The organism is Affinirhizobium capsici, assembly GCF_977018625.1.
Window position 1 is genome coordinate 316,745 of sequence record NZ_CDRNXD010000004.1, and the last position, 12,523, is coordinate 329,267.

Annotated in this window: 15 protein-coding genes; 7 read left to right on the forward strand and 8 right to left on the reverse strand. The window is 57.5% G+C overall.

The window, feature by feature from the left end; genetic code table 11:
* Window positions 1–12: 12 nt before the first annotated feature.
* The 5 genes from AC0JZ1_RS04885 to AC0JZ1_RS04905 form a co-directional block, all read right to left on the reverse strand.
* Window positions 13–720 carry a tetratricopeptide repeat protein gene (locus tag AC0JZ1_RS04885; RefSeq protein ID WP_471881303.1) on the reverse strand — a complete coding sequence of 236 codons (708 nt, stop codon included), beginning with the start codon at window positions 718–720 and terminating at the stop codon, window positions 13–15.
* A 92-nt stretch (window positions 721–812) separates the two neighbouring features.
* Complete coding sequence (ykgO, locus tag AC0JZ1_RS04890) at window positions 813–938, reverse strand: type B 50S ribosomal protein L36 (RefSeq protein WP_003497670.1); 126 nt, start codon at window positions 936–938, stop codon at window positions 813–815.
* 149 nt (window positions 939–1,087) lie between these two features.
* The gene (locus tag AC0JZ1_RS04895; RefSeq protein ID WP_471881304.1) at window positions 1,088–2,146 is read right to left on the reverse strand and encodes a 5-(carboxyamino)imidazole ribonucleotide synthase; all 1,059 of its coding nucleotides are present in this window, start codon (window positions 2,144–2,146) and stop codon (window positions 1,088–1,090) included.
* Complete coding sequence (gene purE, locus AC0JZ1_RS04900) at window positions 2,143–2,643, reverse strand: 5-(carboxyamino)imidazole ribonucleotide mutase (RefSeq protein WP_471881305.1); 501 nt, start codon at window positions 2,641–2,643, stop codon at window positions 2,143–2,145. The genes AC0JZ1_RS04895 and purE overlap by 4 nt, the downstream gene beginning before the upstream one ends.
* A 14-nt stretch (window positions 2,644–2,657) precedes the next feature.
* Window positions 2,658–2,861, reverse strand: coding sequence for a YdcH family protein (locus AC0JZ1_RS04905; protein ID WP_377398426.1), 204 nt, complete (start codon window positions 2,859–2,861; stop codon window positions 2,658–2,660).
* A 459-nt stretch (window positions 2,862–3,320) separates the two neighbouring features.
* Here AC0JZ1_RS04905 and AC0JZ1_RS04910 point away from each other — a divergent pair, with 459 nt between their 5' ends.
* Window positions 3,321–3,494: a YdcH family protein gene (locus AC0JZ1_RS04910; protein ID WP_377398429.1), complete on the forward strand. Its 174-nt coding sequence runs from the start codon at window positions 3,321–3,323 to the stop codon at window positions 3,492–3,494.
* A 91-nt stretch (window positions 3,495–3,585) separates the two neighbouring features.
* On the opposite strand, the gene AC0JZ1_RS04915 is transcribed toward AC0JZ1_RS04910, so the two are convergent.
* Window positions 3,586–3,843 carry an ArsR/SmtB family transcription factor gene (locus AC0JZ1_RS04915; RefSeq protein ID WP_471881306.1) on the reverse strand — a complete coding sequence of 86 codons (258 nt, stop codon included), beginning with the start codon at window positions 3,841–3,843 and terminating at the stop codon, window positions 3,586–3,588.
* 69 nt (window positions 3,844–3,912) lie between these two features.
* Entirely contained in the window at window positions 3,913–4,674 is a 762-nt protein-coding gene (locus AC0JZ1_RS04920; RefSeq protein ID WP_471881307.1) for a sulfite exporter TauE/SafE family protein, read from the reverse strand.
* 166 nt (window positions 4,675–4,840) lie between these two features.
* Between AC0JZ1_RS04920 and AC0JZ1_RS04925 the strand changes: the two genes are divergently transcribed.
* The 6 genes from AC0JZ1_RS04925 (at window position 4,841) to AC0JZ1_RS04950 (ending at window position 11,523) form a co-directional block, all read left to right on the forward strand.
* The gene (locus AC0JZ1_RS04925; RefSeq protein WP_471881308.1) at window positions 4,841–5,494 is read left to right on the forward strand and encodes a thiamine phosphate synthase; all 654 of its coding nucleotides are present in this window, start codon (window positions 4,841–4,843) and stop codon (window positions 5,492–5,494) included.
* 89 nt (window positions 5,495–5,583) lie between these two features.
* Window positions 5,584–6,618, forward strand: coding sequence for a tetratricopeptide repeat protein (locus tag AC0JZ1_RS04930; RefSeq protein WP_471883360.1), 1,035 nt, complete (start codon window positions 5,584–5,586; stop codon window positions 6,616–6,618).
* Window positions 6,619–6,747: 129 nt separating this feature from the next.
* Window positions 6,748–7,548 (forward strand): inositol monophosphatase family protein, encoded by an 801-nt coding sequence (locus tag AC0JZ1_RS04935; RefSeq protein ID WP_471881309.1) that lies wholly within the window; start codon window positions 6,748–6,750, stop codon window positions 7,546–7,548.
* A 186-nt stretch (window positions 7,549–7,734) separates the two neighbouring features.
* Entirely contained in the window at window positions 7,735–8,778 is a 1,044-nt protein-coding gene (locus tag AC0JZ1_RS04940; RefSeq protein ID WP_471881310.1) for a flagellar motor protein MotA, read from the forward strand.
* Between the two features lie 3 nt (window positions 8,779–8,781).
* The gene (locus AC0JZ1_RS04945; protein WP_471881311.1) at window positions 8,782–9,813 is read left to right on the forward strand and encodes a peptidoglycan -binding protein; all 1,032 of its coding nucleotides are present in this window, start codon (window positions 8,782–8,784) and stop codon (window positions 9,811–9,813) included.
* A gap of 63 nt (window positions 9,814–9,876) precedes the next feature.
* Window positions 9,877–11,523: an FAD-binding dehydrogenase gene (locus AC0JZ1_RS04950; RefSeq protein WP_471881312.1), complete on the forward strand. Its 1,647-nt coding sequence runs from the start codon at window positions 9,877–9,879 to the stop codon at window positions 11,521–11,523.
* A 16-nt stretch (window positions 11,524–11,539) separates the two neighbouring features.
* On the opposite strand, the gene AC0JZ1_RS04955 is transcribed toward AC0JZ1_RS04950, so the two are convergent.
* Entirely contained in the window at window positions 11,540–12,511 is a 972-nt protein-coding gene (locus AC0JZ1_RS04955) for a Bug family tripartite tricarboxylate transporter substrate binding protein (protein ID WP_471881313.1), read from the reverse strand.
* Window positions 12,512–12,523: the final 12 nt, after the last annotated feature.

Here is a 12,523-nt window from a genome sequence, read left to right on the forward strand (position 1 = left end):
GAGGCCTCGGCGTTAGGTGCGGCTACCGGCAATTTTCTCGGAGAGCTTGGTAACGTTCTCCTGAGCATCGCGTTCCGCTGGATAGATTTCCAGAAATCGCTCCCAAGCCCGCAGCGCCAGCTCGTCTTCGCCATTTTCCATCAGAATTGTCGCCATGCCAGCAATGGCCGGGAAGTGTCGCGCATCACGCTGAAGAACCTGATTGATATCGGCCATGGATTTGCGCGTATCGCCCATGGCGTAATGCAGGGTGGCGCGGCGATTCCAGCCTTCCGTATAGGAAGGATCAAGCACAGTGACTTCGTCCAGAAAATCGAGCGCCGCAGAATTCTTTTTGTCCGCCACGGCCTTGGCTGCCCATTGCATGAGAAGGTTCACAGTGGCGCTGCCGGAATCATTCCAGTTGGTGATGATCTGGCCTGCGATTTCCTTGGCCTTATCCGGATCGCGCTCACGGCGAAGCGAATCGAACAGCTTGTTCTGCCGCGCCTTCGGGTCGAGATTTTGCGCCGAATCTTGTTGTGGCTTTTCCGACGGCTGAGCAGCCGCACGCGGTGCGCTGGAGCCGGTTGTTCCCGGATCAGCTTGCCCGGGGTCACCTGGCTGTAGATCATTTGACCCAGGAGCCTGCGGCTCAATCACGGGCTTTTCCTCCGCAAAAGCGGAGAGGGGGCTCAAAGAGAGCGGAATGAGCAAGGCTGCAAAAACAAATCGGCGCATACGGTAGACTTAAACCGCATGCGCCGACTTTCAAACCAAAAATCACACGCTATCGACAACGTGATGCTGGGCTGATGAACAGCCCGCCGATATCAGCCCTGACGAGCCTTGAAGCGTGGGTTCTGCTTGTTGATGATGTAAACGCGGCCCTTGCGGCGAACCAGACGGTTATCGCGATGACGGGCCTTAAGCGCTTTAAGCGAGTTCTTGATCTTCATTGTTCTGGTCCGCGTATTGCAGGGCGCTAAAAAGCCCCATGTCTCTGACAATCAAAAGCGCGCCATGTAGCGCGCTCTTTAGGATGGGAGGGGAGATACAGGTTCACCATGCCCCTGTCAACCGCACATCCCCTTGCTCCCAAGGCTTTTCACGGCAAAAGCTGGGTAACGTGACCCATTTTTCGCGCAGCTCGCGCCTCTGCCTTACCATAAAGGTGCACCAGAACGTTGCTCTTTGAGAGCCACTGCGGCACGTCATGGATGTCATCGCCGATCAGGTTCGTCATGACGCAATCCGAATGACGTGCAGGATCGCCAAGCGGCAAACCTCCCACGGCGCGAATGTGCTGTTCGAATTGCGAGACCACGCAAGCCGCCTCCGTCCAATGGCCGGAATTGTGAACACGGGGCGCGATTTCATTTGCAATAAGCCCGCCATCGGACATGACAAAGAATTCCATGCCGATCACGCCGACATAATCTAAGCCGGAGAGCAGGCGTTCGGCTGCGGTTCTCGCAGCGTGCGCCGTTTCAGCACTGATGCGGGCCGGAAGCGTGGATGTGTGGAGAATGCCATTGAGATGAACGTTTTCAGCCAGATCAAAAGCCTTGATCGTGCCATCCACGGCGCGCGCGGCAATGACCGAGACTTCCCGCTCAAACGCAACGAAGCTTTCGAGAATCAGTGGCACATTGCCCATGGCTTCGAAAACGCCATCGGCACGCTCGTCGCTTCCCTTGAAAACCTTCTGCCCTTTGCCGTCATAGCCGAGACGCCGTGTTTTCAGCACGCCCTTGCCGCCAAAATCGGAAAGCGCTGCTTCCAGATCTGCCTGGCTGTCGACCGCATGAAAACGGGCGGTCTCTATGCCGCAGCTATTGAGAAACTGCTTTTCGACCAGGCGGTCCTGCGCCACTTCAAGCGCTTTGGCTGGTGGATAGACAGGCTTGCTGGCGGCCAGTGTCTGGGCAGCTTCCACAGGCACGTTCTCGAACTCATAGGTGATGACATCGCAGGCCGCAGCCAATTCCGCCAAACCCGCGGGGTCGTCGTAGGCGGCAACGATCTGCCGGTTTGCAACTTGCGCTGCCGGACAGTCTGCCTGCGGTTCAAGAATGATGGTGCGAAAATTCAGCCGCGCTGCGGCCATGGCCAGCATGCGGCCCAACTGCCCGCCGCCGATAATGCCGATGGTAGAAAGCGTCATGGCGCCTCGTCGATAGGATAATCTGCCACGGACGCGGTTTGGCGTGCGCGGTACTCATCGAGCCTGTCTGCCAGGTCGGGATCGGAAAGCGCCAGAACGGCGGCTGCAATCAAGGCTGCATTCACTGCACCGGCGCGGCCAATGGCCAGCGTGCCGACGGGAATGCCGGCGGGCATCTGCACGATGGAGTGAAGGCTGTCTGTGCCAGACATGGTGCGAGATTGAACCGGGACGCCGAATACCGGCAGTGGCGTCAGGGCTGCAACCATTCCGGGCAGGTGGGCTGCGCCTCCGGCGCCCGCTATAATCACCTGAAAGCCTTCTTCCCGCGCGCCTTTGGCAAAGGCGAACATGCGGTCCGGCGTGCGATGAGCGGAGACAATTCTGGCTTCGTAGCCCACATCCAGCGCATCCAGCGTGTCTGCGGCATTCTTCATGGTTTCCCAATCCGATTGGCTACCCATGATAATGGCGACCGGGGGTCTCTCCTGCGGCACGCTGCTATCCTCCGTCACGCGATGATATCTGGAATGATCTGGTCTTCCAGGCTGGTCATCTTATCCTTGATGGCGAGCTTTTTCTTCTTCATGCGCTGGATACGAAGGGCTTCGCAGCCTGTCGCGATCATAGCGTTGATGGCGGCATCGTAATCTTCATGCTCCTGGCGCAAACGAGCGAGCGCCAGCCTGATATCCGCCTGTTCCTGATCGGCCATCTTGTCTTTTGTCCCCATCTTCAATCCGGTCTTTGTATCGCCGGGGAATGCAGGCAAGCTCCTACCACCAAACACAGGGAACGACTAGTAGAGCCCAGAGTAAAACTTATGGAAATGCACCAACAGTGCGGGGCACCGTTAACGAGTTGCGGCAGATGCGGGTAATCCCGACCTGGGGTTCCGATGTTGCGAATCGGTTCTGCGATGCCTCTACACTTTCCAAGCTGCACACGAGGTTGGTATTTGCCACTTTTGCTTCGTCTGTTCTGTGGCGGGCCACACTCACGCCGGTTTCCGCAAAAGTTTATCTCTGTTTAAACAAGACCATCGATTTGCCCTCGAGTTGTCACGATTTCGCCTTCGACAAAGCGGGCGGATCATGTCACAATTCCTTCGCAAACCAAAAGCCATGGGCTCAAGGGGAGCTCGTGGCCGGAGAAAAAAGGAAGGACGTGCCACATGACCATTCAGGCTCATATCGCATCGCTCGAGAAGAAACACGGCGCTCTTGAGGAGGAGCTCCAGTCGGTTCTTGCGTCTCCATCCTCTGATGACACTCACATTGCAGATTTGAAACGGCGTAAGCTGCGCCTGAAAGACGAATTGGAACGCCTGAAAAAGACAAGGCACTGACGCAATCGCGATCGTATATGAGTTTTCGATTGTCGCACGCCGCTCTCAAGGTCCGATACCGGGGGCGGCGTTTTTGCAAGCAAAGCCTGCTTTACGCCCAGAACTGGTCAAGCCACAGGTTGAGCTTGTGAAAGCCCTTGTTGTTGACGGAATAGATCCGCTTTGTTCCCTCGGATGTCACCGTCACGAGGTTGCAATCCAGAAGCGCCTTTAAATGCTGGGAAACGGCTGGCCGACTGATGGGCAGTCCCTCTGCCAGCTCGTTGACTGTACGGGGAGCACGCCTCAACTCTTCCAGCAGATGACGCCGGTTCGGGTCTGCAATGGCTGCGAAAGGATCGGTCGTCATGGGGATGATGCTACGTCAAGTTGCGAAACCCCACAAGTGATTTTGTGCAGTGCGGAATTTCAGCAAGTCCTACAGCGGAAGTGAATCATATAGCAGCTTCAAAGCGGCCAGCAGCCCCAGCCCGTAGGCCAGCGGATAGAACACTTCCGGCTTCAATCGGCGAACAATCCACGCACCTGCAATGGTCGATAAAAAGGCGACGGGCAAGAGTGTGACAGATGTTGCGAGATTGCGGCTGTCGAGTGCGCCCAGTGCCACGTAGGGAATGACTTTGACTGCGTTGACAAGGGCAAACAGCCGCACACTCGCGCCGGTGTATTCCTTCGGGTCCAGCTTCAGCGGTAGCGCGTAGATCTGGAAGGGCGGGCCGCCTGCATGGGCAACAAAGCTGCCATAGCCGGAAAGTGTACCCCAGAAGAGAGCCGGGCCGCCTCTGTGTTTCTGCGGGCCGGAAGGCTCTGATTTTTGCGGGCCATAAGTATCCCAAAAGTACCGCAGTGCGAACAGAATCATCGACATCGCAATGACGAAGCGTAGAGCATCGTCGGGCACATAGGCCGATGTTGCCCAGCCGAGCGCAATGCCGATGAGGCAGCCAGGCAGCATCATGAACATCAGCTTGCGGTCGTTGAAATGACGCCAGGCATAGAGGGCCACCATATCCATTACGATCAGGATAGGCAGGAAAATGGCTGCGGCATCCACCGGCGTCACAACCAGTGCCAGAAGAGGAACGCCCATCAGCGCGAAGGCACCGCCGAGGCCCCCCTTCGACAAGCCAACAAGCGCCACCGCTGGTATTGCGGCGGCAAAAAAGAGAGGATCGGGCATTGTCAATGAGAGCATGGCAGGATGGCGGTTGATTGCGGGGCCTGTCCGGTCTATCGGACTCTTGGAAATAAGGCGAGGCCTGGTCGCATCAACTTGCATTTCAGCAAATATAGATGTTGAACCAGAGACATGCCAAGAAATCAGTCAGACGGATCGGAATTAGACCATGGCACTTCCTGAAGATCGATGCAGACTTGTCCTCATTGTGCCGGAAGGTGAGGATGAGGCAGCCTTGGCCGAAGAGCTTGGTCATGCTCTGCGAGGCGGGGATGTCGCTTCCGTCATCATTCCGCAATACGATTCCAATGACAGCGCTTTTCAGGCCCGTGCGGAAAGGCTCGTCCCGATTGTTCAGGCAGCGGGCGCGGCAGCGCTGATCTGTGGGGATTCTCGCGTGGCCGGTCGTGCCAAGGCTGATGGCCTCCATCTGACGGGATCGATAGAGGAACTCGGCGAAGCCATCGAAAAGTTCTCGCCAAAGCTCATTGTTGGTTCCGCCTCTGCCAAGGATAGGCATGCCGCCCTTGAAGTGGGTGAATTGCGGCCCGACTATATTTTCTTCGGTCGGATCGATGGGGATATTAAGCCAGAGGCGCATCCGAAGAACCTTGCTTTGGCGGAATGGTGGGCATCCATGGTGGAAATTCCTTGCATCACGATGGGCGGCACGGATGTGGCCAGCGTTGAGGAAGTCGCAGCCACAGGTGCTGAATTCGTTGCCCTGCGTTTGGCTATTTTTTCCAGTCCAGCGGGCGCTGCTGCAGCGGTTGCGCAAGCGAATGCCATTTTGGACGAAAAAGCGCCACGGTTTGACGCTTGAAGGTCCGCATGCGTCGTTCTCTCACCCGTTGGATATCATTTCGTCATGCCTGTGCGCTTTCAGCGCTCTGGCTGATTTTGCCATCTTCGATGTTGGCGCAAGGTTCTGAGCGGGCTGTTACCCGGCCGGTCGAGCAGGGTGCCGATCCGCTGAAAAAGCAGGATGAGGTGCCGCCCAACGCTCAAAAGGGCGAGCGGCCAACAGATGAGGCTTACCCTTCTAGCGGGATCACGCTGTTGCAGCGCATGGGAACAACACTTCCACCACTGCCGCCTGAGAAGGAATACAAGGGGCCGATTGACGAGGCCTACGGTGCCTACCAACGCGGTCTTTACCGCACCGCCTTGGACAAGGCCTTACCCCGCGCCGAAAAAGGTGATTCCGCCGCCCAGACGCTGGTAGCAACCATGATGATGCAGGGGCGTGGCCTTGCTCATGATGCCAAGGGGGCCGCTTTCTGGTTCAAGCAGGCGGCGGAGGGTGGCGATCCGGCAGGCATGTTCCAGTATGCGTTAATGCTCATGCAGGGGCGCGACGTGCCGCATGATAAGGCCAAGGCCGATGAATTCATGCGCCGTGCTGCCGAAGCGGGCAATGGATCGGCACAGTTCAATTGGGGACAGATCCTGATTGCCGACAATCCGGGTGACAAGGGCCTGAAGCTCGCGCTGCCATTTTATGAAAAATCTGCCGAGCAGGGCATTGCGGATGCACAATATGCTGTCGCCCAGCTTTACTTGGCCATTCCCGACATACCGGCGGATAAGAAGTCGAAGGCGCGCGATTGGCTGCTGCGGGCAGCGAAGGCGGGCTATGATACGGCGCAACTGGATATGGGCATCTGGTTCGTCAATGGTGTTGGTGGTCCTCGCGATTACGACCAGGGTTTCGATTGGCTGCGCGTGGCGGCCATTCGTGGCAATGTGGTTGCGCAAAACAAGCTTGCTCACCTGTACATCAACGCGCTTGGCACACGGCCTGATCCGGTTGAAGCGGCAAAATGGTATGTTCTGTCGCGCCGTGCCGGTCTGCCCGATCCGGTTCTCGAAGATTTTTACCTCGGCATTAATGAGGATCAGCAGAAAAAGGCGATCGATGCCGCGAACCGTTTTCGCCGTGGCTGACGACACGCTGGCTGTTGCGACTTGAATTTCCCGCGATTTTGTGGTTCTGAAGCCGCCTAATCACGAAAAAACGTATGCACAGGTCCCTGATGGCTTGGGGACGCCCGCCTTTATCCCAAGGATTCCCAGATGGCCCGTTCTGCTCTTCTCAATGTCATGGTTCAGGCTGCCCTCAAGGCAGGCAAATCGCTTTCTCGCGATTTCGGCGAAGTTCAGAACCTGCAGGTATCCGTAAAGGGACCAAGCGATTTCGTCTCTCAGGCTGATCTGAAGGCAGAAAAAATCGTCTATGACGAGCTCATGAAGGCGCGCCCGACCTATGGTTTCCTGGGTGAAGAAAGCCAGGAAGAAAAAGGGACAGACGGTGCGCATCGTTGGATCGTTGATCCGCTGGATGGCACGACGAACTTCCTGCACGGTATTCCGCAATTTGCAGTCTCCATCGCGCTGGAGCGCAACGGCGAGATTGTCGCCGGTGTGATCTTCAACCCGGCCACGGATGAGCTTTTCACGGCTGAAAAGGGCGGTGGCGCTTTTCTCAACGATCGCCGTATCCGTGTTGCAGCGCGCCGCGTTCTGTCTGACTGTGTCGTTGGCTGCGGTGTACCGCATTTGGGCCGGGGCAATCACGGCAAGTTCCTGGTGGAACTTCGTCATGTCATGGGTGAGGTGGCAGGTGTTCGCCGTTTCGGTGCCGCCGCGCTTGATCTCGCTTATGTTGCTGCCGGTCGCCTGGATGGGTTCTGGGAAGTTGATCTTTCGCCATGGGATATTGCCGCTGGCCTGATCCTGATCCGGGAGGCGGGTGGCTTTACGTCCAACATGAATGGCGGCACGGATATTTTCGAGCACCGGAGTGTGGTGGCTGGCAACGAGCTGATCCACAAACAGCTGGTAGAAGTGGTCAATCGCCCAATTCCCAGCCGCTAATCAAGGCTTCTTCTGCAAAGGCTGCTCTTCGGGGCAGCCTTTTTTGCTTGAGCAAGATGAGTGCGCAAGATTGGTCTTTCTGCGAACGCGCTGAATTTCCGCAGATTTCCGAATTGCCATCACTTCAATTCGTCCCATTTTTGCACTAGCTTCCCCGCCACAGGTCGTAAGAGAGGTTGCGTGCACATGGCGAATGATACCCTTGAGGATGTCAACGGGGCGGAAATGGCGCCGCGCCATCATGGCTACAAGCTGTCCAACCCCGGCTCCGTCATCTGGACCATGGTGATCTTCCTGATCATTGTCGGGTTTATCGCCGCCATCCTCTACCGGCAGGCGCACACCGCCTTCATGACGAATCCGGGCCTGAACGGCCTTATTCTCGCCGTTCTAGCCATTGGTGTTATCCTCATCTTCACCCAAGTCATCAGCCTCATCCCGGAGGTGCGCTGGTTTAATTCCTTCCGCGCGGCAGGCAGTGCTGACCGGGTTGGAAAAGACCCCAAGCTGCTCGCGCCCATGCGTGCACTGCTCGGTCGCCGTCAACGGGTTGCCTTGTCCGCCAATGTCTTGCGGTCGATCCTCGATTCGATTGGTACGCGCCTGGATGAATCACGCGATACTTCCCGCTATCTCATCGGCCTTCTGGTATTTCTTGGTCTGCTCGGCACCTTCTGGGGCCTTATCGGCACGATCGGGTCGATCAGCACTGTCATTCAGAGCCTTGATCCGAATTCCGGTAGCAATACGGATATCTTGAGCGCCCTGAAGAGCGGTCTCACCGCGCCTCTGTCTGGCATGGGAACGGCGTTTTCATCTTCGCTGCTTGGTTTGTCAGGCTCCCTTATCCTGGGGTTCCTCGACTTGCAGGCGGGGCGTGCGCAGAACCGGTTCTACACCGAGCTTGAAAACTGGTTGTCGTCCGTCACGGAAGTAGAGGCGGAATTGCCCGCTGGTGAAGGCATCTCCGGCAATACGGCGGATGAGTTGCGCCGCGTTGTAGAGCAGTTGCGCAAGCTGACTGCCCAGCAGACCAAGACGGATGGCACCGCGCAGGCAGAGCGCTCCACCGCTGCCATGAGCCAGTTGGCGGAAAGCATTCAGGGCCTTGTGAAGAACATGCGTAATGAGCAGCAGATGTTGCGCGACTGGATCGAGGCCCAGCAGGAAGAAGCCAAGGCCATGCGTCGCGCTCTGGACAGACTCTCCGACCGGATCGGGGAGAAGTAAGCGATGGCGCTTGGCCGCAACAGACGTCGCGAACGCGGTGTCGATTATTGGCCGGGTTTCGTCGATGCGCTATCGACGCTGCTTCTGGCCATCATGTTTCTGCTCACCGTGTTTGTTCTTGCCCAGTTCATCCTAGGGCGGGAAATCACCGGGCGCGATGAGGTGTTGAACCGGCTGAACAGCCAGATCGCTGAACTGACCGAACTGCTGGCGCTGGAAAAAGGCGGCAAGCAGGATGTGGAGGATGCGCTGGCGAACCTCCAGGCCTCGCTTTCCGCCTCAGAGACAGAACGATCACGCCTGCAAGCTCTGCTTGATAAGGGGGCGGGAGCCAGCGATACCGCCAATGCCCGCATTGGTGCCTTGACCGAGAAGTTGAACGAGGAGCAGCAGGTCAGTGCCCGCGCCATGAGCCAGGTTGAACTGCTGAACCAGCAGATTGCCGCACTGAGGGCTCAGATCGCAGCCGTCGAGGCAGCACTTCAGGCATCAGAGGCCAAGGACCAGAACTCACAGGCGAAGATTGCCGATCTCGGCCGGCGATTGAACGTGGCGCTCGCTCAGCGGGTTCAAGAGTTGAACCGCTACCGTTCCGACTTCTTTGGACGGTTGCGGGAAATTCTCTCCGATCGCGAAAACATCCGCATCGTTGGTGACCGTTTCGTTTTTCAGTCGGAGGTTCTTTTCCCCGTTGGCGGCTCTGATCTGGATGATGCAGGCCGCGCGGAAATGGATAAGCTCGCCACCGCGCTTCTCCAACTGGCGCAGGAAATTCCGCCGGAAATCAACTGGGTTCTGCGCGTTGATGGTCATACTGACAACGCACCTTTAAGCGGCTCGGGTCGGTATCGAGACAACTGGGAACTTTCGTCCGCACGTGCCACTTCGGTTGTTAAATATCTCATTTCCAAGGGTGTTCCCGCCAACCGTCTGGTCGCTGCAGGCTTTGGCGAATATCAACCGATTGCGGAAGGTGACACACCGGAGGTGCGTTCCCAAAACCGCCGCATTGAGCTGAAATTGACGGAGCGCTGATCTGTCGCCTGCTTGCCTCTGACTTACGTTCGCGTAAAAGTAAGTTGGGGATGGAGAAGGCGCATGGAACAATACGATATTCTGGTGATTGGCGGTGGGCTTGCTGGGCTGGTCGCTGCCACAGAGGCTTGCGCACGAGGCAAGCGCGTTTGTCTTATTGATCAGGAAGGATCGCAAAACCTCGGCGGGCAGGCCTTCTGGTCATTGGGCGGACTATTTTTCGTCGATAGCCCAGAGCAGCGCCGAATGCGCGTTCGCGACACGCTCGATCTTGCAAGGCAGGACTGGTTTGGCTCTGCGGCTTTTGATCGTCCTGAGGATCACTGGCCACGCCAATGGGCAGAAGCCTATCTTCAGTTCGCGGCCGGCGAAAAGCGGGATTGGCTGCATCGCTTAGGCATGCGCTGGTTTCCCGTGGTCGGTTGGGCCGAACGCGGAGGCGCACATGCCCATGGACACGGCAATTCCGTGCCTCGCTTCCACGTGACCTGGGGAACCGGTCCTGGCGTGTTGCAGCCGTTCCTGAAGCTTGCACAGGATGAGGTGGAAAAGGGACGGTTGGTCCTGAAGTTCCGGCATCAGGTTGACCGGTTGATCAAGGCTGGATCGTCTGTTTGCGGTGTCGCGGGCCGTGTTCTCGCGCTTGACCCCGTCTTGAGGGGCGAAACGAGCTCCCGAGTGGTCACAGGCGATTTTGAACTCGGCTCTGATGCTGTCATTATTGCCTCTGGCGGCATCGGCGGAAACCATGAACTGGTCCGCCGCAACTGGCCGCGCGACCGCCTTGGCGAGCCTCCTGCCAGCATGGTAAGCGGTGTACCCAGTCATGTGGATGGACGAATGATCGGTATCGCTGAGGAAAGCGGTGCCTCGATCATCAACCGTGACCGCATGTGGCATTATACCGAGGGCTTGCGAAATTGGGCTCCTATCTGGCCTAACCACGGTATTCGTATTCTTCCCGGTCCATCCTCTTTCTGGTGCGATGCGGATGGAAACCGTCTTCCCACGCCTGCCATGCCCGGTTTCGATACCTTGGGGACGCTCAAGATATTGCGCGAGCGAAAATCAGATTACAGCTGGTTCGTTCTCACCAAATCCATCATCAAGAAGGAATTCGCACTCTCAGGTTCGGAGCAGAACCCGGACCTGACGGAGCGAAATATTCCATTGCTGCTCAAGCGCTTGGGCAAGAACCCTGCTGCGCCGATTCAAGCCTTCATGGATAAGGGTGAGGATTTTGTCGTTCGCGACCGCCTGGATGATCTGGTCGTTGGCATGAACGCCATTAGCGGTGAACAGCGGCTTGACCTGGACCATCTGCGCAATCAGATCGAAGCGCGGGATCGGGAGATCGACCACGCATTTAGCAAGGATGCGCAGGTTACGGCCATCCGTGGCGCTCGTCGCTATCTGGGTGACAAGTTGATGCGAACTGCCAAGCCGCACCGTCTGCTCGATCCTTCCGCCGGGCCTTTAATCGCTGTGCGCCTGCACATTCTGACCCGCAAGACGCTGGGCGGCATTCATACCGATTTACAGGGTCGCGTGCTGGATGGAGAAGGCGAGCCAGTGCCGGGGCTTTACGCTGCTGGTGAGGCTGCGGGCTTCGGCGGCGGCGGAGTGCATGGCTACAACGCTTTGGAAGGCACATTCCTCGGCGGATGCCTGTTCTCTGGCCGAATTGCTGGTCGCCACGCAGGAACGTGACGACCAGAACGTCGTGTTAGTCGAGCGAAACATTGGCGCTTTTGACCACCGGTTGCCACTTGGCAAGCTCCGCCTTCACATGCTCGCCCAGAGCTTCCGGCGTAGAGGCAACGATGCTGGCGCTGAATTCCTTCATGCGTTCCGCAACAGCCGGGGAGGCTAACGCTGCCTTGGCAGCGGCGTTTAATCGATCAATGACTGGCTTTGGCGTGCCAGCCGGGGCAAACAGCGCATTCCAAGTATATGTCTCGTAACCTGGAATTCCGGCTTCCGCCATGGTCGGCACATCGGGGAAGGAGGGTGCGCGTTCCGCGGTGGTTACGGCTAGCGCTCTTAATGTGCCAGCCTTGATGTGGCCGGAGGAGGAGGGCAGGTTGTCGAACATGATCGGTACCTGGTTCCCGATAACATCGTTCAAGGCAGGCCCGGAACCCTTATAGGGAACGTGCTGCATCTTAACGCCCGCCATGGAGTTGAACAATTCGCCAGAGAGGTGCAGCGGCGTGCCATTGCCCGATGAGGCATAGCTGTATTTGTCAGGTTCTGCTTTCAGCAGCGCCAGCAACTCCTTCACGCTCTTGGCGGGAAGCTCCGGATTCACCACCAGCACATTCGGCACAACAACGAGCAGCGAAACCGGGGCGAAATCCTTTTCCGCATCGTATGGCTTGGCCTTCAGCATCAGGGGATTGAGCGCGTGTGTGGCAACCGTTCCCATGAGAATGGTGTAGCCATCCGGCTCCGCGCGCGCCACGTTTGCCGCGCCGAGGCTGCCGCCTGCGCCCGCGACATTTTGGATGATCACCTGCTGGCCAAGATCGGCAGACATGCGCTCTGCAATCACCCGTGCCACGACATCCGTTGAACCGCCTGCCGCAAACGGCACGACCAGTGTGATGGTGTTTTCGGGATATTCTGCAAGAGCCGGCGAAGCGGCTAACAGGCCAGCAATGACACCCGCTGCCCAAATTTTCCTGATCAGTTTCATGTGCATCTCCTC

What these genes read in the sequence shown, in the direction of transcription:
- AC0JZ1_RS04885 (WP_471881303.1), bottom strand. Translation starts at nt 720, where the DNA reads ATGCGCCGATTTGTTTTTGCAGCCTTGCTCATTCCGCTCTCTTTGAGC.
- ykgO (WP_003497670.1), bottom strand. Translation starts at nt 938, where the DNA reads ATGAAGATCAAGAACTCGCTTAAAGCGCTTAAGGCCCGTCATCGCGAT.
- AC0JZ1_RS04895 (WP_471881304.1), bottom strand. Translation starts at nt 2,146, where the DNA reads ATGACGCTTTCTACCATCGGCATTATCGGCGGCGGGCAGTTGGGCCGC.
- AC0JZ1_RS04905 (WP_377398426.1), bottom strand. Translation starts at nt 2,861, where the DNA reads ATGGCCGATCAGGAACAGGCGGATATCAGGCTGGCGCTCGCTCGTTTG.
- AC0JZ1_RS04910 (WP_377398429.1), top strand. Translation starts at nt 3,321, where the DNA reads ATGACCATTCAGGCTCATATCGCATCGCTCGAGAAGAAACACGGCGCT.
- AC0JZ1_RS04915 (WP_471881306.1), bottom strand. Translation starts at nt 3,843, where the DNA reads ATGACGACCGATCCTTTCGCAGCCATTGCAGACCCGAACCGGCGTCAT.
- AC0JZ1_RS04920 (WP_471881307.1), bottom strand. Translation starts at nt 4,674, where the DNA reads ATGCCCGATCCTCTCTTTTTTGCCGCCGCAATACCAGCGGTGGCGCTT.
- AC0JZ1_RS04925 (WP_471881308.1), top strand. Translation starts at nt 4,841, where the DNA reads ATGGCACTTCCTGAAGATCGATGCAGACTTGTCCTCATTGTGCCGGAA.
- AC0JZ1_RS04930 (WP_471883360.1), top strand. Translation starts at nt 5,584, where the DNA reads ATGTTGGCGCAAGGTTCTGAGCGGGCTGTTACCCGGCCGGTCGAGCAG.
- AC0JZ1_RS04935 (WP_471881309.1), top strand. Translation starts at nt 6,748, where the DNA reads ATGGCCCGTTCTGCTCTTCTCAATGTCATGGTTCAGGCTGCCCTCAAG.
- AC0JZ1_RS04940 (WP_471881310.1), top strand. Translation starts at nt 7,735, where the DNA reads ATGGCGAATGATACCCTTGAGGATGTCAACGGGGCGGAAATGGCGCCG.
- AC0JZ1_RS04945 (WP_471881311.1), top strand. Translation starts at nt 8,782, where the DNA reads ATGGCGCTTGGCCGCAACAGACGTCGCGAACGCGGTGTCGATTATTGG.
- AC0JZ1_RS04950 (WP_471881312.1), top strand. Translation starts at nt 9,877, where the DNA reads ATGGAACAATACGATATTCTGGTGATTGGCGGTGGGCTTGCTGGGCTG.
- AC0JZ1_RS04955 (WP_471881313.1), bottom strand. Translation starts at nt 12,511, where the DNA reads ATGAAACTGATCAGGAAAATTTGGGCAGCGGGTGTCATTGCTGGCCTG.